The 21,599-nt window shown below is 62.5% G+C and carries 15 protein-coding genes and 3 pseudogenes; 10 read left to right on the forward strand and 8 right to left on the reverse strand.

Annotation, left to right across the window (positions count from 1 at the left end; genetic code table 11):
- The first annotated feature begins 129 nt into the window (after positions 1-129).
- From LJE91_06425 to brxL, 7 genes are read left to right on the forward strand one after another with little or no spacing between them, the layout of a single operon-like run.
- Positions 130-519, forward strand: a complete 390-nt coding sequence (locus LJE91_06425) for a type II toxin-antitoxin system VapC family toxin (protein ID MCG6868368.1) — start codon at positions 130-132, stop codon at positions 517-519.
- 6 nt (positions 520-525) lie between these two features.
- Complete coding sequence (locus LJE91_06430; protein ID MCG6868369.1) at positions 526-744, forward strand: prevent-host-death protein; 219 nt, start codon at positions 526-528, stop codon at positions 742-744.
- Positions 741-1,610, forward strand: coding sequence for a Fic family protein (locus LJE91_06435; protein ID MCG6868370.1), 870 nt, complete (start codon positions 741-743; stop codon positions 1,608-1,610). Before LJE91_06430 ends, LJE91_06435 begins: the two co-directional genes overlap by 4 nt.
- Entirely contained in the window at positions 1,600-3,492 is a 1,893-nt protein-coding gene (locus LJE91_06440; protein ID MCG6868371.1) for a BREX-1 system adenine-specific DNA-methyltransferase PglX, read from the forward strand. The genes LJE91_06435 and LJE91_06440 overlap by 11 nt, the downstream gene beginning before the upstream one ends.
- Positions 3,489-3,968 carry a GxxExxY protein gene (locus LJE91_06445; GenBank protein ID MCG6868372.1) on the forward strand — a complete coding sequence of 160 codons (480 nt, stop codon included), beginning with the start codon at positions 3,489-3,491 and terminating at the stop codon, positions 3,966-3,968. Before LJE91_06440 ends, LJE91_06445 begins: the two co-directional genes overlap by 4 nt.
- On the forward strand, positions 3,965-6,544 hold the full coding sequence (locus LJE91_06450) for a PglZ domain-containing protein (GenBank protein MCG6868373.1): 2,580 nt from the start codon (positions 3,965-3,967) through the stop codon (positions 6,542-6,544). Before LJE91_06445 ends, LJE91_06450 begins: the two co-directional genes overlap by 4 nt.
- Before the next feature lie 12 nt (positions 6,545-6,556).
- Entirely contained in the window at positions 6,557-8,611 is a 2,055-nt protein-coding gene (brxL, locus tag LJE91_06455) for a protease Lon-related BREX system protein BrxL (protein ID MCG6868374.1), read from the forward strand.
- Here brxL and LJE91_06460 read toward each other — a convergent pair.
- A complete protein-coding gene (locus LJE91_06460; GenBank protein ID MCG6868375.1) occupies positions 8,589-9,086 on the reverse strand; it encodes a cytochrome C in 498 nt (165 codons plus the stop codon). The genes brxL and LJE91_06460 overlap by 23 nt on opposite strands.
- A 433-nt stretch (positions 9,087-9,519) precedes the next feature.
- Positions 9,520-9,726 (reverse strand): hypothetical protein, encoded by a 207-nt coding sequence (locus LJE91_06465; GenBank protein MCG6868376.1) that lies wholly within the window; start codon positions 9,724-9,726, stop codon positions 9,520-9,522.
- A gap of 522 nt (positions 9,727-10,248) precedes the next feature.
- On the opposite strand from LJE91_06465, the gene groES reads away from it, so the two are divergent.
- Positions 10,249-10,539 (forward strand): co-chaperone GroES, encoded by a 291-nt coding sequence (groES, locus tag LJE91_06470; GenBank protein MCG6868377.1) that lies wholly within the window; start codon positions 10,249-10,251, stop codon positions 10,537-10,539.
- A gap of 268 nt (positions 10,540-10,807) precedes the next feature.
- Here groES and LJE91_06475 read toward each other — a convergent pair.
- A pseudogene (locus LJE91_06475) lies at positions 10,808-10,951 on the reverse strand (transposase).
- A 250-nt stretch (positions 10,952-11,201) separates the two neighbouring features.
- Between LJE91_06475 and LJE91_06480 the strand changes: the two are divergent.
- Together LJE91_06480 and groEL are read left to right on the forward strand one after the other, a co-directional pair.
- Positions 11,202-11,924: pseudogene (locus LJE91_06480) on the forward strand (hypothetical protein).
- A 156-nt stretch (positions 11,925-12,080) separates the two neighbouring features.
- Positions 12,081-12,485: pseudogene (gene groEL / locus LJE91_06485) on the forward strand (chaperonin GroEL).
- 105 nt (positions 12,486-12,590) lie between these two features.
- Here the strand turns inward: groEL and LJE91_06490 are convergent.
- The 5 genes from LJE91_06490 to LJE91_06510 form a co-directional block, all read right to left on the reverse strand.
- A complete protein-coding gene (locus LJE91_06490; GenBank protein MCG6868378.1) occupies positions 12,591-13,499 on the reverse strand; it encodes a LysR family transcriptional regulator in 909 nt (302 codons plus the stop codon).
- A gap of 232 nt (positions 13,500-13,731) precedes the next feature.
- Positions 13,732-15,240 (reverse strand): NADH-quinone oxidoreductase subunit M, encoded by a 1,509-nt coding sequence (locus LJE91_06495; protein ID MCG6868379.1) that lies wholly within the window; start codon positions 15,238-15,240, stop codon positions 13,732-13,734.
- 3 nt (positions 15,241-15,243) lie between these two features.
- Entirely contained in the window at positions 15,244-16,758 is a 1,515-nt protein-coding gene (locus LJE91_06500) for an NADH-quinone oxidoreductase subunit M (protein ID MCG6868380.1), read from the reverse strand.
- A complete protein-coding gene (locus LJE91_06505; GenBank protein MCG6868381.1) occupies positions 16,755-18,305 on the reverse strand; it encodes a hypothetical protein in 1,551 nt (516 codons plus the stop codon). Before LJE91_06505 ends, LJE91_06500 begins: the two co-directional genes overlap by 4 nt.
- A complete protein-coding gene (locus tag LJE91_06510; protein ID MCG6868382.1) occupies positions 18,302-21,595 on the reverse strand; it encodes a DUF2309 domain-containing protein in 3,294 nt (1,097 codons plus the stop codon). The genes LJE91_06505 and LJE91_06510 overlap by 4 nt, the downstream gene beginning before the upstream one ends.
- Positions 21,596-21,599: the final 4 nt, after the last annotated feature.

Here is a 21,599-nt window from a genome sequence, read left to right on the forward strand (position 1 = left end):
CTGCTCGTCATGCTCGACCTGGGCTACGGCATCCTCGACGATGCCACCGTCGAGGCGGCGGCCATCGTGCTCAAAGGCGGTGCGCGGTGAGCGCTTGTAACCGAAAACAGTAGTTGTACAATTGTACGTATGAAGATCGTAGCGGATACCAACATCTTCCTGGCGGTCGCCCTGGACGAGCCGGAAAAGGCCCGGATCATCGATCTAACCGCCGGTGCGGAAGTCCTCGCCCCGGAGATCCTGCCTTACGAGATCGGCAATGCGCTGTCCGCGATGATCAAGCGGAAACGGCTCATGCCCGAGCAGGTATTGGCGGCCCAGGCCAGCGCAAGCGCGATCCCGGTCAGGCTGATCGGCGTCGATGTCCGCCAAGCATTGCAGTTGGCGATGGATTTCGACCTCTACGCCTATGACGCCTATTTCCTGCACTGTGCCAGATCCCTTGGCCATCCACTCATCACCCTTGACGGTCGCATGAAGCAGGTTGCAACCGAGCTGAAGATTGAGCTCCTGGAGTAAACAGCGATGAAGGTATTCACCTATTCCGAAGCCCGGCAGAATCTCGCCAAGCTCCTGGTGCTCGCCCAAGAGGAAGCGATCGAGATCCGCAGGCGAGATGGGACCGTCTTCTTGCTGACGGCGAAAAAGGAACTGGCGCCATCGCCCTTCGATGTCCCGGGTATCAAGACCAAGGCGACCACGCGGGACATCCTGGATGCCGTGCGGGAGTCCAGAACGGCATGAGGGTCAATCGCATCGTCTGGCGCTGGGAGGAAAGGGACTTCGGCTTTCGCTTCTGCGCGGGTAAGGGGCAGCGAACCGAGGAGTACTACCAGGCCGTCCGCTCCGGGGAGTTCTACAGCGTGCCAAAGAGCAAGCGGAAGCTGAAGAAGGAACGCGTCGATGCGCTTGCGAAAACCTCGGTCCCACCGACGTCACCGAAGGTCGTGAAGCTGCCCTGGCAGGACTACGACCAGGACTGGGACTGGATCACCACCGCCGACGGCGTCTTGCTGAACTACGCGGGTTGCCTCGACCGCGAAGAGCTGAACCGCCGCGAGGACGAGGGTGTCGCGCGCGCCATGGAGTACGTTGCATCGCTGCTTGAGCGGCCAGACCCGGTGCCGCTGACCCTGAATCTGCTGCAGCAGATCCATCGGGAACTGATGGGCCAGATCTACCCGTTCGCGGGGGGCTGGCGAAGCGTGTGTCTCCACAAGGGCGACGGGCCGACCAAGTGGCCCTTGCCACCCAGCGGCATCCAGCCCCTCATGGACGTGTTGGAACGCGACCTGCTCAAGCGATCCCCCGTGATCTCGGACGACGATCATCAAGTGTTCGGCTTCGTCAGCGAGGTCATGAACGAGCTGCTGGCCATCCATCCCTTCCGCGAAGGCAACGGACGCGCCGCCTTCATTGTGGGAAACCTGATCCTGATGCAGAACGGGATGCTGCCCCTGGACGTATACGACCGCAAGAGCGACGAAGGCAGATACTTCGATGCCTGCGAGGCGGGGCGCGTGCAGAAGGACTACACACCTTTAGCAGGGCTCATCGCAGAGTGGGAAGACGCGGCATTGGCGCGCTGGGAGGCTAGCCATGAGGCGTAGACGCGTCGATCTCAAGGCGATCCTGGCCGACGAGGATCTGCGCCGGGACCTGATGGTCTCTACGATTCAGACGACCCAGGCTCGAGAGGGCATCGAGACCAGCAAGGAGCAGGCGGACCGGGCCTATTACGTCGTCAACGAGGCGGACAAGGCGACATTCTTAGACTTGGAGCGGTTTCGTGGCGGCAAGCGGTCGGAGCCGGACCGGCGGGAGGAAATGTTCGTTCGGACGCTGAACGAGACAGCGGAGCGGGTTCGTTTTGACGTTGCGAGGAGGGATTTCGGAACGATCGAAACATCACCGCTCGCTTATCGCCGAGTTGGTTTGGTATCGCACATCTTTAGAGAGGCCCTCTCGCTTGATCCCGCATGGGGCGCTGCGAAACAAGGCTTAGCAACTGCTGCAGACCCACGTTTTGTACGTCAGTATTGGGAGTTTCCAACGGAGCGAATTGGCAAGGGACTCGACTGGATACCGTTCGCAAAAGGTGGTGATTTTTCCAGGTTCTACTCGGATGTTTCGCTGCTGGTCCAATGGACGGATACGGCCATCGACGTGATGAAAAGTATCGGACGGGTACAGAATGTAGACTACTACTTCATACCTGGCCTTACTTGGCCGCGGCGCACTCAACGAGGATTCAATCTCCGCACAATGCCTGCGGGCTGTATCTTCGGCGACAAGGGCCCCGCGATTTTTCCAGCGCGAGAGCAGGACGCGGGGTTCTTGCTCGGAATCGCCAATTCTGCTCCGGCCGAGTACCTTCTCAAGGGGCTAATGTCCTTCGGATCCTGGGAAGTGGGCGTCATCAAACGCCTTCCAGTTCCTGATCCCGTTCAAACGCAGCATGAGAGTATTGGAACGGTCGCAAAACAGATTCACAACGCCAAGGCCTCATGGGACGAGGGCAACGAGATCTCCACGCGCTTCAAACAACCATGGTTCCTCCTTGGCGATCTTGGCGCCTTGGCGGTTCCCCAACGTCTCAGCTACCTCGCAGACCTAGAAGCCACCGAAGAAGCCCGTATCCAGCACCTCTACGCCAAGCTGAACGACGAGGTCTACAAGCTCTACGGTATCCCAGACCCAACCCGCGCCACCATCGAGGAAACACTGGGCGAGCGGCCACCGGAGATCCTCTGGCCCCAGATGGAAGGCAAGACCACCGAGCAAAAACGCATGGAGCACGTCTGGCGCTTGTTGTCCTACGCCGTCAAACGTGTCATCGAGGCCGACGAGGACGGCATCGTGCCCTTCCTCTCGGTCGGTGGTGAGCCGCCCCTGCTCGACCGCGTGAGGCGCGAGCTGGCCGCGCTCTTCCCCGACCAGGACAGCAACCAGGTCGAGGTGGACATCGCCAACGAACTGAAGCGCAAGGTCAAGGGTTACCGCACGGTCCAAGGCATCGGCGAATGGCTCGAACACGTCTACTTCGACTACCACGCCTCGCTCTACAAGAAGCGGCCCATCCTTTGGCACATCGCCAGCAGCCAAGGGCGCGGCGCCTGTGCCTTCGCGGCGCTGGTCCACTACCACAAGCTCGACCATGACCGCCTGGCCAAGCTGCGCGGCAGCTACCTGAGCGACGCCATCGCCCACCTCCGCCGCGAGGCCGGACTCGCCGCCCAAGAAGGCCGTGCCGAGGACCGCCAGGACTGGCAGGCCAAGCTCGAAGAGGCGCAGGCCCTCGACCGACGCCTCCAGTGGGTGCAGGAAGGCGTCAACGGCGACCCGGCCCCAGGCGACTGCCGCATCCGCACCCCATGGAAATCCGAAGACGAGCTTCCTGTCGGCTGGCGCCCCGACCTGGACGACGGCGTCGCCGTCAACATCCTGCCGCTGCAGACTGCCGGGGTGCTGCGGGTGGGAAGGGTTATTTGAACCGCCAAGACGCCAAGTTCGCCAAGGGAAGCAGTGTTGTGGAACCGGCTGCGGAAATCGATCACTTGGCGTACTCGGTAATCGGCGCCGCTATCGAGGTCCATTCCCTGCTCGGTCCCGGCTATCTGGAGTCGGTATATGAGGAGGCTCTGGCGGTAGAACTCAACTTAAGAGGAATCGCATTCGAGCGCCAGGTTTCGGTGGCTGTCAACTACAAGGGACAGGATGTGGGCGCCGCAAGGCTCGACATACTGGTCCACCGACAGCTCGTTGTCGAATTGAAAGCCGTGGATGCGTTAGCGCCGATTCACAAGGCTCAGGTCATCTCCTATCTTAAAGCCCTCAATCTACCTCTGGGGCTGCTCATCAACTTCAACGTTCCTCTACTGAAATCGGGCATCAAGCGGGTTGTTCTGACACCATCCAACAAGAACAGAGCCCTTGGCGTTCATGGCGCCTTGGCGGTTGAACCATGATCCTCCAGGCCCTGATCGCCCAGATCGGCCAGCGCTTCCAGCACGAGAAGCGCGCGCGGGTCTGCTTGTGGTTCGATCCCGAGCGGGAGTTCGCCCGCCTGCTCCCGAGCCTGGAGCAGCACCTCGCTGGCATGTCGTCGGCGCCGTTCACCCTACTCGCCTATGATCCGGACCGGTTCCACGGTCAGGTGTGGCTGAAGCATCGTGTGCACAGATCGCTGGCCGGCCTGTCCGAACAGGAACGCAAGGACCGACGCTTTCTGCTCTATCTGCCGTTGTCCGAGGATCGGCTGGACGGTCCCGACGACCTTGGAGAGAATCACCTGGAGTTGCTGGAGGAATACAGGGTCGCCGGTGTCATCTGGCGCGTCGGCGGCAAGCGGCCGTCTCTATTCCGCTTCCTGCGCCAGGTCGGGGTCAAGCTGCCGACCGGGCCGTCGGATCAGCGCATGCTCTACACCGGCGGCTTCGATTCGCTGCTGGCCAAGTACGTGGCCAAGGTCGCCGAGCAGCCTCCCGCCTATTGGCAGGCGCAGCTCACGCCGGATCTGGTTCGCGCCCGTCTTCTGGGCGATCTCGACCAAACGATCATCGCAGTCGCGATTTCACCGGATTCCGAATGGAGCAGCCTTCAGGGGCACGGGCTCTGCGCAGAGCTCCTGACCGCGGTTGCCGAGCGCTATGGCTTTTCGCGCCCGGTCGAATCGCCGAGGACCTGGATCCAATCCTTCGTCGCCGTGATGGCCCTAACCGAGACCTACCTGGGATATCACGAGCCCGCGGACTTCCCGTTCCTCGACCGGCTACCGCCGGCGGCGCTGCGCGCTCACTATCCGGAGCTGCTGCAACGCTGGCTGCGGGACTCCGAAGGACGAGCCGCTTGGGACCAGTGTATCCGCGAGGTCGAGAAGGACATGGACCTGAGCGCATGGGCGACTCAGCACGAAGGAAGGTCTTTCGCGTTCCCGCACCTGGTTCGATTGCGCTGGGGGCACACCCTCGATGCGCTGCGCGACGCGGCGTCGAAGGCATCGGCGACCGAGGCCTTCTTCGCGGCCCATCGAGAGCACATCAAGCTGGAGGCCGAGTACAGCCGAGCGAGCGACCAGCCCGTCGGCGCCTGGTCCTTGCTGCTGCGCCTGGCGGATTTTCTGGATGCCTGCCACCAGGCAGGACAGGACGTCGCTGCTGCGGACGATGCCGCCGAGCTGGTGCGGGTCTATGTGCGCAATGCCGGGCTCGTGGACCAGGCGCACATCGCGCTCCGCCGCGATGCCGACGAGAAGGGTCTTCCCGGTGTCGCGGCCATCGCGGATCGGTACTACGCGGGGTACACCAACGCCTTGAACGGCCGCTTCTTCAGCACGTTCGCCGAACAGGCCGTCGCGGACATCCCGAAGCTCCCCTCGGTCACCCGGAAGCTGGAGAAGGACCTGTGGAGTGGCTCGACGCGACGCGCCGTGGTGATTGTCGACGCGCTGCGTTTCGACTGCGCACTGGCGATCCGGGATGCCCTTCGTGGCCTGGAAGTGACTGTGGAACCGATGCGCGCGGAGCTTCCGACCATCACTGCGGTGGGCATGACGGCCCTGATGCCGCTCTCATCCGCAAAACTCGCCATGGAGATCGACGGCAAGTCCGTCCGGCCTAGGGTCAACGGGAAGGACTGTTCCCAGCGGGATCAGCGCCTGGCATTCATGACGGACTTCGGCGCGGACTGCCGCGACATCGACGATCTGGAGACATTGTCCGCCGCCCCCGACGATGCGGGAAACCTGCTGGTCGTGTTCGGGCACGATCAGGTCGACCATATCGGGCACGGCAGCGGCGACAACCTGATTCGCCACGTGGACCTGGAGATTCAGCGCCTCGCGCGGTTGGTCCGCAAGCTCCATCGCTGGGGCTACCCGGTGGTCCACCTGGTGACCGACCACGGGTTCATCCTGCTGGAAGAATCGAAGCTCCCCGAGGAGGTCCCCTGCGACAAGGACTGGTGTCATCTACTCAAGGAGCGCTTCGCGCTGATTCCAGCCACGGCAGACATCCCGCTCGCGAGCTTTCCGAGCGCCTGGGACCCGACGGTCCGAGTCGCCGTCCCGCCGGGATTGGCCTTCTTCAAGGCCGAGAAGTCGTTCTCGCACGGCGGCGCCGCGCTCCAGGAGCTGGTCATCCCGCACCTGGTCTCCAAGAGTCAGACCCAACAGGAGAAACGCATCGGAATCGAGGTGGTGCTGCCGACCTACGAGCTGACCCGCACTGCGGTGAAGGTGGTCTTGCGGCCAACTCCGGCGGCAGGGTCAGCCCCTGGGCAGATGTCGCTGCTCAAGGAAACAGGGCGCACCCTTGCGTTGGATGTGCGTCGGGCAGGTAGCGCGTCGGAGTCTGTTCTCGCGACGCCAAAGGCCAAGGAGGTCCGCATCGAAGCGGACGATGGGGAAAAGAGCGTGACGCTGTTCTTTCACACAGCGAAATCCTTCACCAAGGGCGAGCTCCTCGACCTCGACATCCGCGACCTGGACACCGCCGAGCAATTTCCACCGGGGGAAATCAAGCTCTCGGTTGGCCGAGACATGTAACCGAGGTACGTGATGAACGACGGCCCGATCGCCCTTGACGATCTCGACCACCTCGCCAACGAGGTATTCCCCGGACTGGTGGTACGCAAGGACCTGCTGCGGCGCATGCGCTCGTCCTTCGGTGTGCCGGCCTTCGTCATCGAGTTCCTGCTGGGCAAGTATTGCGCCTCCACGGACGAGGACACGATCAACGAGGGCCTGGAGTTCGTTCGGGAGACGCTGGCCTCCAAGTACGTCAAGCCCGACGAGCGCGAGGCGGTCAAGTCGGCGATCAAGCAGCACACGACCTACGAGGTCATCGACAAGATCGACGTCAAGTTGGTGGAGACCCACGACAAGTACTGGGGGCGCCTGTCCGGTCTGAATCTGGACTTTTTGAACGTCGAGGATTCAGATGTCCGTGCCCACGACCGGCTCCTGCTCGGCGGGATCTGGGCCGAAGTGACGCTGCGCTACGACGACTCCTTCATCTTCAAAGGACAGAACCGCCCGTTCTTCGTCGACGCGATTCGTCCGATCCAGCTCTCGAATCGCAACATCGACAGCTTCATCGAGGCGCGACGGCGCTTCACGCGGGACCAGTGGATCGACCTGCTGATGCGCTCGATGGGGTACGAGCCGAACCACCCCTACTACACGCAACGGCGTAAGTTGCACTACATACTGCGGATGATTCCCTTCGTCGAAAAGAACTTCAACTCGGTGGAGCTGGGTCCGCGCGGGACGGGCAAGAGCTTCGTCTACCAGCAGATGAGTCCCTATTGCCACCTCGTCTCCGGTGGCCAGACGACCACCGCGCAGATGTTCGTGAATCTGTCGACGGGCCAGCGTGGTCTCGTGTGCCTCTGGGATGTGGTCGCCTTCGACGAGGCCGCCGGTATCCGCTTCACCGACAAGAGCGGCCTCAACATCATGAAGGGCTACATGGAAGACGGGGCCTTCAGCCGCGGACGCGACATCATCAACGCCGAAGGGTCCATCGTCTTCGTCGGCAACATCGACGGCGACATCGAGACTATCGTCCGGACCTCCAACCTGTTCTATCCCATGCCCAAGGAGATGGATACGGCCTTCTACGACCGCATCCACGCCTACATCCCGGGGTGGGAGTTCCAGAAGACCTCCGACGACGCCTACACCGATCATTTCGGTCTGGTCACCGATTACCTCGCCGAGGTCTTCCGAGAGCTACGCAAGCGCAGCTACGTGGACTACGCCGACCGCGACTTCGGCTTCGGCAGCCACTTGGGCGGCCGGGATCAGAAGGCGGTGCGGAAGATCGTCTCGGGCCTGATCAAGCTGCTGCACCCCGACGGAGAGGTAGCGCGCGACGAGATGGAGGAGTACCTGGCCTACGCGATGGAGATGCGCCGACGGGTCAAGGAGCAGCTGAAAAAGATGGGCGGCCTCGAGTACTGGGATACCAGCTTCTCCTACATCGACCGCGAGTCGGGTCAGGAGACCTTTGTGCCCGTGCCGGAGTCCGGCGGCGGCGCGATCATCGCCGAAGGTGGTCTACCGCCAGGCAGCGTTTATACCATCGGCACGGATGCAAGCGACAACCGCCTCGCCCTATTCCTGCTGCAAACCCAGATGAACCGGGGCTCCGGGCGCATCATACCGCTCGGTAACCTCTCGTCGAAGATGAAGGAGGCCATCAAGACCGCGGACGCCTACCTGAAGGCCAATCTGGGAAACCTCGGCATCAATCACGATCTCAAGGGCTACGACTTCAGCATCCAGGCCATCAACTTGAACCAGGCCAAGGAGGGTTCGGAAACGGCGGTGGCATTCTTCGTCTCCCTTGTCTCGACCATCCTAGCGAAGCCTGTGCAGGACCAGACCGTGATCCTGGGCGAGATGAGTATCCAGGGCATGCTGCTAAAGGTCGCATCGCTTCCGGAACGGATGCAGCTCGCCGTCGAGGCCGGAGCCAAGCGCATCCTCATTCCCAGCGAGAACAAGCGGCACGTTGCCGACGTCCCGGATGCCATCCTGACTGCCATCCAATGGCAGTTCTACGACACTCCGACCAAGGCGGCGATCATGGCACTGGGGATGACTTAGTCACGACCCGACGACGCCTCGTGCTGCTACGGGACAAAGGGGGCAAAGGGTCAGGTCTTGATTCGTGCCCTTTGCCCTCTCGTGCACGAATCAAGACCTGACCCTCGATTTTGTTTGCATAGCGATAGACCGAGCGCAGGTCGGATTCGCGGAACTGGTTCAGGCTGGACCAGGGCATCGGTGGCCGCGTCTTCAGGTTGCGGGCGTAGGCGACCCACTGGTCCTCGTCGAGGCGCTTTATAACCAGGCGCAGGTTCGGTGCGTAGGTGGTGCCCCAAGGTCCGCGCCAGCCGACGCTGTCGCCGATCAGCCACTGCGATTCGGGCACTTGCCCGTCGGTCGGCAGGTAGTCGGGGGTATGGCAATCATTGCAGCCAGCGATCGTGACCAGGTACTTGCCTTGCGCGCCCGAAAGCAATTCGTATAACGTTCTATGGAGAGCCCGCGGCGAATCGACCGACAGGACGTTACGCACACGCGTGTGAGCGCCGAATCGATTGCGAAGCGCGGCGGTGGTGGAAATCTGGACGGGTCATGTTCGAGTGTCGGCTGGGCGAGACCTTTGCGGTCCAGCGTATGCTGATCGCGTACGGGTTTTCGAGCGCTCAGGACGAATCCGATGTCACGATGCCATTGGGCACAGGGCCTGCGCGCGCATCAACAACCGACATGATCTCTTCCGAAGGACCGAGCATGTCACTCGATCGAACCTACAGGCTACTCGACCTGTTCGCCACCTGTTTGCTCGGCGTCTGTGGCAGCGGAGGTAACGGCGGTTCGACCGGCGGCGGCAGCAGACTTTCACCGTCGATCGTACAGCGCTCCAGAGAATGGTTGTCGGTACTGTACTCGTGTGGTCCCCGTAAAAGTGACAATTCGGTCATCGGGCTGATCCTATTTCGATCGAATCAATCCTCGTATACCTCCTTCAACTGGTCGCGCAGACGTCTCATCTCCGTGTATTCCTCGATCGTCCTGCGGGCCAACATGGCTTCGCGGAACGTGGCCGTCCGATACCGCTCGACCGTGCCGTCGGAGACAGCCTCGCTGGCGAGAAAAGTACAGATCTGCTCGATATCGAATTCCGCATCCTCCAAACCTAGACTGCTATCCATGGCTAGAATCACAACCTCCAATCGCAATAACGGACTACACAGGGTACGCATGCCCTTTTGGGCTTGGACACAATAATCTAGCCGTAACCCTTGATGCCTTACATCAAGAAAATTTTGTCGTCACGATCAATTTCTTCACAAAACCTTCGATCCGTTATCCGTTGCCTTGCCTGTCTCTTTCTGCCGTCACAAGTGGCTCCCCCCGATTCCTGAGGTAGGTCACCCTTGGGTGAAAATCCTCTCGCGACGAGCCACCACCTGGTCGTAATCCATCGGATGCAAACCCCAGACGGTCTGAGATCTACGAACAAAATGTGTTCTCATGACGACAAAGATATTTCTTCGAAATCCGTCATGCGCCCGATTTAAATGCCCCTCGTCCGGCACCATATTCGTTATGTCGCACGGTGCGAATCACAGGTTGGAAGACGGATGGGACACGTTGACGTGCGAATGCCTCGTTGCCAGGCTGCGGATAGCCGTGCGGTGCATGACGAACAAAAGATATTGAGGAGATTCTTTATGAACATCAGACCGTTGCATGATCGAGTTCTTGTGAGACGCGTGGAGCGGGACAACAAGAGCACAGGAGGAATCGTCATTCCAGACACAGCGTCCGAGAAACCCACCGAGGGCGAGGTGATCGCTACCGGTAGCGGTCGGATCCTGGACAGCGGCGAGGTCCGAGCCCTCGATGTGAAGGCCGGGGATCGGATCCTATTCGGCACCTACTCCGGCACCGAAGTAAAACTGAACGGTGAGGAGTACCTGGTTATGCGTGAAGACGACGTCATGGCGGTTATCGATAGCTAACCGTTCACTTTTGTCAAGAACTGGCTATCCACTTCGCGCAAGTGCCTTCTACATCTTGTGGTTGGCACCATCTGTTCCCCCTACGAGTTTTCGGTAAGAGGGCGGAGGTGCCAAGACCGCTTGTTGCATCAAGCGGTAAAAAAAGTAATCCACGTGAGCGAGAGGAGCGGCGATTGAAGCGGAACGTAAATTCGTCGAGATAAATGTGTCGTAAATGCCGGTAGTGCAAATAACCTCGCGCTGTGATCCATGGTTCACCTTTCGCTCCGCAACGCGGACATTGGAAACCCTCTGGCCACCGAACCCGGATGAGATACTCCCTGCAACTAGATTCGTTCGCAAACCAGGCATCGAACTCTTGGAACGTACGTGGGTAGTCAGCCCCGGGTTGTGGGTGATACGGTTCATTCACCCCCTATCTTGTGGCGACTTGCGTGAAGTGGATAGCCACTTGCCAAGAGTCACCTGGAAACGTAAGGCGATTGCCGGAAAATGGCGTACCAGATTGCGCCGGATTTTCGTTCGTCATCAAGGCGCGACAACAGGCGCATAGTCGAACTATGTCACTGTTGTCGCAACACAGAGGACGAACGAAAAGATAAGCAGGATGGTATGTCATTTGACAGAAATCGCCTAAGAGGTCATTTGACGATGTCAGCTACGGTACTGCCACAGCCACGGTGCGGGCGCAGGCGATGCTGCGCGAGGGCCTGATGGCCGTGACCTCGGGTATGAATCCGATGGACCTCAAGTGGGGCATCGATACCGCGGTCCAGGCAGTGGTCGAGGAGCTGAGGCTGTTATCGAAGCCCTACATCCTGCTGCACGAAAAGAAGGTCTCCAGTATCAGGGATCCGTTACCGTTGCTGAAGTCCGTTGCCAAGGCGGGCAAGCCGCTACTGGTGGTAGCGGAGGGCGACTCCCTGGCAACGCTGGTCGTCAACACCATCCGCGGCATCGTCAAGGTCGCCTCCGTCAAGGCCCCGCGCTTCGGAGACCGGCGCAAGGCCATGCGGCAGGACATCGCCGTTCTGACCGGCGGGACCGTGATCTCCGACGAGGTCGGTCTCAATCTGGAAAATGTCAGTCTGGACGACCTGGGCTCCACCTAGAAGATCAGTGTCGGGAAGGATCACACGACCATCATCGGGGGCGTCGGCGAGAAGCAGGAGATCAAGGGCCGTGTTGAGCAAATACGCCAGCAGATCGAGGAGACGACCTCCGACTACGACAAGGAGAAGTTGCAGGAACGCATGGCGAAACTGGCTGGTGGTGTGGCGGTATTGAAGATCGGGGCGGCCACCGAGGTGGAGATGAAGGAGAAGAAGCCCTGCGTCGAGGACGCCTTACATGCCACGCGGGCAGCAAACGAGGAAGGTATTGTATACCCGTCACGGACAGGTTTTCCCGGCACACACGCCCTCTTCGTCCCGTGGCAGCGTTGCGATTCCTTGCAATAGAGCGGCTATTACGCGTCATCGCGTCTTGCCACGAAACGAATATGACACGCACTTTCTCGTGAAAACCTGTCCGCGACGGGTATACCCGGCGGCGGCGTAGCGCTGATCAGGGCCCTTGAAGCCGTGGAAAAGAAGGGCCTCAAAGGGACGAATGACGATCAGAACGCGGGGATTCGCATCGCCCTCAAGGCGAAGGAACAACCGCTTAGGGAAATCGTCCGCAATGCCGGCACAGGACCTTCCGTGGTGCTCGACAGAGTGAGCGAAGGTGAGACCAACTATGGTTACAACACTCAAACCGGCGAATTCGGCGATATGGTCGCCATGGGGATCCTGTACCCGACCAAGGTGGTGCGCTCCGCGCCTCCGAATGCGGCTTCGGTCGCGGGCCTGATGATCGCCACCGCCACGATGGTTGCTGAACGACCAAGGAAGTCGAAAGCGGGAAGCGTTCATGGGACGGGTGAGATTGACGACATCATCTAGCCACACCGGCCGGACCGATGGCCCGCGATCGTAGATCGTTTCGGCGCTCATCGTCCCACTGCCTGCCGGGCGGGCGGGAGCATCGCGCGGGAAGACGCCCGCGCGTCATCCGTTTCCGGGCGGCAGGTGCGTCTCGCCGTCCGGACCGCTTTTGACCTTTCTCTGTACCGTGTGAGCGCTCCCGGGAAGTAACGCAAGCAGTCTCACGATTTCCGTTCGCCGATCGCTCGCCGCGGAACTCACCGCGTAGGCGACACGTTCGATCGCCGGTGCGTCCCTTACCAGAAACAGGCGCTTCTCCCTAAGGTGGTCGTGCACCATCGGTTCCGCCATGTAGGCCGTCCCTCCCTGCTCGAGAATCAGGGACAGCGCGATGCGCCCGAGCGATACGCGTGCCGAAGGGGCAGGGGCATCGGGGAACGACCGGGCATGAACGATCGAAAAGGACGTCCCCCAGTCTACGAAGACGTAGTTTTCCGCCAGGGCGTCCGGCACCGCGAGATCGGGTCTGCCCGAAATCATGATCAGCGAAACGCTCGCCACCTCGAGTAGATCCAGCTCGTCGGCGCGGGGCGGTTCGAACGTAAATGCGAGGTCGATCGCCCCATCTAGCAACTTGCGGTGCAGGATTTCCGGCGAGTGCGCCTCGATGTTCAGGACGATGTCTTTCAGTCCGTATGCTGCAACGAGCCAATCCTGAAGCAGAATGTCCCAGAGACTCGGCACGCCGCTGACCGTGAGCGGAATGCGTGAATCGTGCTCAAGGGCGATGTCCTGACTCGCCCGTAACCAAGTGGTCAACAGGGATTCAGCATAGGGTAAAAGGCGTTGTCCGGCTGGGGTCAACTGAATATTGTTGCGGATTCTTACGAAGAGTCTTACGCCAAGTTTCTCCTCGAGCAGCCGCACGCGCGCACTGGCCGCTGATTGTGTGATGAATAGGTTTTCTGCCGCCTTCCCGAAGTGCCTCGTCCGATACACCTCGATAAAGGTCTTGAGCAAGTCAATATCCATAAGTACCTTACCACTGGCATCTTGAACAAAAGGACCAGGATAATCTCATATCGCTTCACCAAACATAGGGTTGGTAGATCGATATCTGCGCGAGTTTTTAGCAAAGCAGCCACGACTCTGCGGCCAAACGTGGTGAGAACGAATATGACACACACTTAATGGAGGCCAGCCTATGACCCGACGCGGCTTCGGCGACCTTGACGGCGTGTCGTGCCCCTGCTCTGCATCACCTTCAGGGCCTCACCGGATTCAGACGCCCCACCCACTGGACGGCGGCCTCCTGGGTCGTATCCAGTACCACGGCCGGATAAAGGCCAACCAGCAGGATCAGACCGGTAAATGCCACGGCGATCCACAACTCGCGCCGGCGCAGGTCCACGGCGGTGGCGACCACCTCGCTGTCCATCGGACCGTAAAACGTACTCCGGTAGCTGTTCAACGCGTAGGCCGCGCCCAGTACCATGCCGAACAGGGCAGCCAGCCCGGCGCCCGTGTGGCTCTTCAGGGTACCCATCAGGATCAGGAACTCCGCGGGAAATCCCGCGGTGCCCGGCACCCCCATCGATGCCAGGGCGAAGACGAAGAACAAGGCCGCCAGCAGTGGCATGCTGCGACCCACCCCACCGAGCTGCATCAATTCCGTGGTGCCCGTGCGCTGATGTAGAAACCCGGTCAACAGGAACAGGCCGCCCGCAACCATGGTGAAGTTGAGCAGCTGGAACAACGCCCCCTGCAAGCCCTGCAGGTTGAACGACGCGATGCCCAGCAGGACCAGCCCGACATGGCTGATGGAGGCGTAGGCGAGCATGCGTCGCAGATTGGTCTGGACGAGGGCCGCCAGCGCGCCGTAGATCACACCGATCACCCCGAGCGCGGCCAGCAGCCAGTGCAACTCTTGAGCGACAGTCGGCGCTAGCGGCACGGTGAAACGGATCAGGCCATAGGCCCCGAGTTTCAGACCGGTCATGAGCGCGGCTACCGCGACTGGCCCCTCCATGGAAACGACGGGCAGCCAGGTATGCAGGGGAAACACCGGCGTCTTGACCGCAAACCCCGCTAACAGGAGCAGGAATACCACGACTTCGATGTGGTGCGGCAGCGGCGTGGTCAGCAGCGTAGCGTAGTCGAACATCAGTGCGTCCGGCAGCACACCACCGCTGAAATCGGCGTGATTGAACGCCAGCAGCAGAAAGGCGAACAACAGCGGCACCCCGCCCACCAGCATGAACAAGGTGTACTTCATCGCGGCATAGCGGCGATCCGGCCCGATACCCCAGAGGCTGATCAGGAAGTAGAGCGGGATCAGGGTCAGTTCCCAGAACAGGAAGAACAGCACCGTGTCAAGCGCACAGAATACACCGAGCGTGACGCTCTCCAGGAGCAGCAGCAGGGAGTAGTAGAGGCGCGGCAGGCTGCGCACCGAGTTCCACGAGGCGACGACGACCCCCAGCACCAGCAGTATGGTCAGCGGCAGGAACAGCACCGAGATGCCGTCCACGCCCACGCGAAAGTGGACATTGAGTGAGGGGATCCATCTGGCCTGCTCCACCATCTGGAATCCCGCCAGCGCGGGATCGAAGCGGGAAACGACGATCAGGGAAAAGACGAGATCCACGATCAGCGTGGCGAGGCCGATCGCGCGAGCCTTTCTCGGATCCGGCGCGAGCCAGATCGCCAGCGCACCTAGCGGCAGGGTGAGCAGCAGCAGACTGAGCATCGGAAGGTCGCCGGGCACGGGCATGACTCATCGCTCTCCGTAGAGCTGACCCAGCCCCGCTAGCGGCCGGTCGATGAGAGCGATCCAGGGTTCCGAATAGAAACCCGCTCCCAGCAGCACGGTCAGCAGCAGCCCGACGACCAGCAGTTCGGACCGGCTCGTGGCTTCGATCGACTGGCCACTGACCCCCTCGGGCAACGGACCGAGAAAGGCGCGCTGGAAGGCCCATAACAGGAAGCCGGCGGCGACCACGTTCCCCAACGCGGCGGCGATGGTGATCAGCGCGCCGTAATGCTCGATGGCGGCCCCCAGCACCAGGTGAACAGAGTCGAAACCCGGCGTGCCGGGCATTCCGACGATGGCCAACCCACCAACCAGGAAGGCGATACCGACCGAAGGCAGATGATCGAACAGGCCACCCATGTGGTTCAGCAGGGTGCTGCGGGTGCGGCGATAGACTAGACCGGTGGTAAAGAACAGCGTGGCGATGGCCAGACCAAAGGTCACCGACAGCATGACCGCTCCCTGGAAGGCGATATGAGTAAGGCTGAACAGTCCGATGACCACGATACCGGTGTGCGACACCACGGCGAAGGCCAGCAGCCGGCGCATGTTGTTCTGCATCATGGCCAGCAGCGCGGCATAGAAGATTCCGACGACGGCGAAGCCGATCACGAAGGGGCTCCAGTAGGCAACCGCCTCCGGCACGACCGGGAAGACGAATCGCAGCATGCCGTAGACACCCACCTTGAGCCCCAGTAACAGGCTGGGGGCGATGGCGATGTTCCCGTGTTCGGCCATCGTGGGCAGCCAGCCGTGCAGCGGAAACAGCGGGGTCCGAATTGCCAGACCGTAGAACAGCAGGAAGAAGATCACCGACTGATAGGCCCCCGCCACCGGCTCGGCCATCAGATCGGGGAGGTCGAAGGACCAGGGCCCGCCGCTGGCGTCTGCGTACTGCCAGCCCAGCATGAGGGTGCCGATCAGCAACAGCACCACGCCGGTGCCCATGAACTGATAGAAACTGGCCAGCACGCGGTCCTTGTGCGGCGAGGTCGCCCAGCGCCAGAGCAGATAGCCGATCAGGCCCACCTGGGCCGTCGAGACCAGCGCGAACCAGAGCAGATTCAGGGTCACGAACAGGGACATCATGGCCGCCTGCACGCAGAAAACGCTCATCAACAGCGGCCCGGTCGGCTTCAGGCCACGCACCGGTCCGTAGATCACGACCAGCAGCCCGATCAGGGCGCTCAGCAGGACGAACAGCACGCTCACACCGTCCACCGCGGCGTAGTAGACCAGCGGACCGATAACCCCCAGGTGCTCGGCGAACTGCATGGCGGTGGTCGCGGGTTCGTAGAGCAGATAGACGCGGATGGCCAGCAGCAGCTCCAGGAACGCGGCCACGATACCGATCTGGGCCAGTCGCGGCACATCGCGAAGCAGCCAGACCAGCAGCGCCGCCACCAACGGCAGCAACTGCAACAGCGCCAGCAGGGGCAGGCCGCCCTGGGTGTGCCAGTGGATTTCCGTAAAACTCACAGGATCACCACGAACGTGATCATGATCAGCACGATCAGGTAACGCGGTCTCTCCAGCAGGCGCTCGATCTCCAGGGCGTAGTTCCCGAGATGACGCAGCACCCGGATCAACCCCTCGCCGCCACCTCGCAGCACGAGCCGATCCTCGAACCAGTAAAGCAGATTGGCCAGCCACTCCATCAGGCGACCGAGTATACCGCGCGCCTGGCCGAACGCCTGTGGGGCGGCGCCCCCTTGCTGGCCGGACTCCCAGTCGCTCAGGGACGATACGGCGTGTTCCTGCTCGGGCAGGCCCACCATACGGCTCACCACGGTCTCGTCGAAGCGGTCCACGTCCCGCCCGAGCGCTCCGGTCGGGCGCACCAGCAGCCAGTCCGTCACCGGTTCCAGCCAGAACCGCTGCAACGCGGCCGTACGCAGGCGCCGGTGGCGGGCCAGCCAGCCGGGCACCGGTCGCGCCGGGCGGCTCACCATGTGCATCCACGCCGGGGCGTGCAGGAACTGCCATGCACGCCACAGGGCGTGCAGCGCCATGTGCCACGCCGCCAGTTCGAACCACCCCAGGCCGCACCAGACGAACATCAGCCCGACCTGTGCCGTGGTCGAGAACATCAGTGCGCTTTTGACATCACTCTGCGTCAGGCCACTCAGCCAGCCGTACAGAGCGGTGAGCAGACCCAGGACCACGAGCAGGTGAGCCATTTGCGGGGCCTGTAGCAACAGCGGTTCCAGACGCAGGACCAGAAATACCCCGGCGTGGACCATGAGCGAGCCGTAGAACAGGGCCGAGGACGGGGTGGGACCTTCCAGGGCGCGGGCGATCCAGGGTGCGAAGGGGACCTGGGCGGATTTGGCCAGGGCCGCGAGCATAAAACACAGGGCGAGGAGGTCCGCGTTGACGGTGGACAGCCTCGCCGCGCCGCTCCCGATCGCGCCCCAATCGAGATCCCCCAGCCAGTGCCAGGACAGAAACAGTCCGAGCAGAAACCCGGCGTCTCCGACCCGGTTCGTGACGAAGGCCCGGGTGGCGTTGCGCGAGGCATCGGGCCGGTCGAATGCCCAGGCAATGAGCAGATAGGAGCTCACCCCCGCCAGTTCCCAGCCGACGAAGGCCAGTGCGGCATTGCCGGCCATCACGATCAGCTCCATGGCCGCCATGAACAGGAGCAACACTAGAAAGAACCGCTGGAACCCGGCCTCCCGATGCAGATAGTTGACCGAGAAACGCACGGTCAGCAGACATACGAAGGCCACCAGGGTCGCCATGGCGAGACCGAGCGGGTCGAGTGCGAAGCCGATCCGCAGGACCAGCTCACCGCTGCGCAGCCACTCGCCCACCGGCACCGGTCCGGGCGCGCCTCGCCACACGGCGGGCAGCGACAGGCAAAGGACCAGCAGGAGAGACGATCCGGCTGCGCCCTGGGCGATCCACGCCGTCTGCCGCTCTCCCGCCTCGCCGAGATTCTTACCGGTCACGTAACCGGCGGCGATCCAGGTCGCTGCGCCGAGCGGCAGGACGGGAACGAGGCTCGCGATAACATCGATCACGCGCCCGCTCCTTCCCCGCCAGCCGGCGTCCGCAGCAGCACCGGTTCCAGGGGATCCAGGGTCCCCGGATAGTAGTCGACGGAACGCTCCACTACCGTCAGCTTGGGGGTCTGCCCCTGCCAGGCCGCCCACCCCGTCCCGGGCTGGAACCGGTGCAGTGCCCCCGAGGCCGGATCCATGGCGGCCAGCACGAGCCAGCCGTTGCCGATCAGTTCCTGCAAGGGGGGCTGGCGGTCGTAGATCCGCTTCAGCACATCGAGCCGCGCCTCCACCACCACCAGCAGGCGCATGGCCTCGTGGATCTCGATCATCTGCCGCGGCAGCCCGGTGCGCAGATCCGAGGCCGCACCGTCCATCACGCCGAACAGGCCCGTGACGTTGTGCGTGACCTTGGAGCCGCAACCAAAACCGTCGTTGTTCACCGTGGAAAAGTAGTACTCCAGGTTGATCCCGGCCCCCACCGGTCCGTTGGCGAGCAGCAGCGGTTCCAGGATCTCCCCTTCCGGGTCCCCGGTCGGGTCGTAGGAGATGAGGAAGACCCGGCGGTCGAAGAACACGCCGCGCGTCAGCGACCGGCGGCCGATCACCGCGGCGGCGTTGGTGGCATGTCCCAACTCCGGACGCGCCTGACTGACATCGTAGCCGCGCCCGACGATGTGCCGCCAGGCCCGCCGCGGGTCCGCACCCCGCGGCGCCGAGGCGAACTTGCGGGCGCGTTCGTGCGCCGAGCCGAGGCACGCTCGGTCCAACTCGTCGAACAGGCGTTGCCCGGCGGGTTGAAGTGGCCCCGGCAGCCGGTCGAGATCGTACCAGGTGATCTCCTCGTCGCAGGTATTGTGCTCGGCCCCGAGAAACCAGCAATCGTCCGGAATATCGACGCCCTGTTTGCGCAGGGCCGCGCGGACCTCGGAACGGTTGGCCATGGCCGCGAACAAACGCGCGTTGGGACCGCTGTGGTTGCCTGAGCAGGCCCCACAGTTGTAGGCAGACAGGTGCGGATTGTTCCGGCTGTCCGAGCCGTGTCCCATGATCGCCACCAGCGGAGCGAAGCCGTGGTCGAGCCCCATGCTTCGCAGAAACCCGCCGACGCGGGCCACCTGTTCCTCGATGCTGAAACCGGATTGCACGTTTTCCGGGGAGGGCGCCTGCAGAGGCCGCTCCGCCACATAGTCCAGTTCCGTCGGGACCGTGAGATCGAAACGTCGCCGCAGTCGCCGTGCCCAGCGACCGTAGCGAAACGGCGCGGCGAGCTTCGCGGCCAGGTCGAGACCGGCAATCGGGGCCGCCGCGGCAATGCCCGGGACGGAACTCAACAGGTTGCGGCGCAGCTCCTGGTTGACGACATCACCGAGGCGTACGCGCCAACCCCGCCTGCGGGCATGACGTCGGTACAATGGCTCGGCACCGGGACGCGGGCTCTCCCTCACCTCGTGAGACGGCACCAGATCCACGGGACACAGCCCGGTACGCCCGCTGTCGTCGAGTCCGCGCCACCAGTGAGACACGCCGAAATGGGCGGCGGCCCCCAGCGTCTCGATCGCTGGATTGATCTCCTCCAGTTGACGGCGAATCCCCTCCTCGCGATCGTCCATGCAGAACACGATCTGCGCCACGGGTCGCTCGCGCCTCTCGGCCCAGGGACCGCGGCCGCGATTGGCGGCCAAGGCGCCGAAAACCTGTTCGCGATAGTGCCGTTCGTAGGCCCGCAGCCAAAGGTACCCGGACGTTTCCGTGTCGAGGCGATCCAGGGTTGCAAAGATCTCCCGCAATGGCTCCGCCGACAGGGCACGCACGCACTCCCCCGACCATCCCAGATGCTGAGCCAGGCGGAACAGACGCCATCCCTCGCGGAACACGCTGTAACCTGCCGACTGCTCCGAGGCGGGGCTGCGCTGCCAGGTCCAGATCATCCGGGCCACCTGCGACCAGGGATCCGAGGGCTCCCCGCTTCCCGACTGCTGCGCCTGCGCCAGCCTGCGGGTCTGGCTGGCGAGGTATTCCGGCAGACGGGTCGTGTAGAGGGCATGGCGCGCCAGGAACTCCGGCAGGTTCCTGTGAAAATACCAGCGGAGCATGTCCAGACTCGGCTCCACGCCCCAGAGCCGGCCCGTGATGCGCTGTGCGTGGAGACTCTCCAGGACCAGGCGCACCGCCAGGTAATCCGCGCAGTCCACCTGCTCCGGCAGTCCCTCGTGACCGGGGTGGAGTTCCCGCCACAGCGTCATCCCGGACCAGCCGGGCAGCTCGAGCGCAAGACGCTCCAGGTACGCCGTCCAGCGGCCCCGTGGCAACCCGAGCCTTTCGAGCTCGGCGATGATCGTCTCCATCGGGTCATCCGGCAGCGACTGCAGGTGGACGTGCCAGTCATCCAACCCCTCGAACAACCAGACGGGATCCCGAACCGCACTCGAACGCCAGCTCCGATAGAAGCCCTGCCCGACATCGGCGGACCGCCAGGCGGCGAGCCCCTGATCCAGCCAGGCACCCAGGTGACGCAGCAGAAAGGGACGCAGCTCGTCCAGAAGGTCCTCACCGGTGAGTTCCTTGAGTACGCCCCGCAGGGTCAGTTCCGTCCCCGTCCGATCCAGCAGTGTCCCGAGACGGGCGGCCGCCTCGCGCCGCATCTCGCGATGCGTGACCGGCTGCGTACTCGTCGATCCATCCTTGTCCAGCCCCTCGAACATCTGCTCCGCCTGTTCCGCCGACAGGTCGGTGAGGTCCTCGGGGTGGAGAAGAAAGTGCTGCAGACCCAGGGACTGAAGACAGGCGTCCCAGAGATCGGCAATCGCCGACGGCTCGTCGGTCGAACCCGTCGAGGCAGCGAGCAGGCATTGTCTGGCGCTTTCGGGGACGTCGTCCTGAAACCGCCGCAGGGCCTCCTGCTCCTCGATCTGCCAACCGAGCTGGCTGGCGGTCACCTTGGACAACGGGTACCGCAGGGCGACACAGTAGACATCGCCACGCGTCAATCCCTCTTTACCCTCGATAAGGGATTTGTCGGGCTCGAGTTCCGGTGTGTCCGCCAGTGCCTGCTCGAGATCTTCCCTGTCGATTCGACCGGCTGCATAGAGGGCGCGGAATCGATCGGATGAAAGGTATCCATAGTTGCCGGTGACCCGGTGCACTTCCGCCAGGGCGTCGGGAAATGGCAGGTGCTGAAACCCGTGCAGGGTGTTGTGGTGCACGAACCCCTCGATGGGGGCCTGCCCTGGCAACACATGCTGAAGGTGCCGGATCGCCTCGCGGATCTCGCGACGGACCTCGTCGCTGTGGGCTGCTATCGTTCTCATGCCC

It is taken from the genome of Gammaproteobacteria bacterium (assembly GCA_022340215.1).
Classification (GTDB): domain Bacteria; phylum Pseudomonadota; class Gammaproteobacteria; order JAJDOJ01; family JAJDOJ01; genus JAJDOJ01.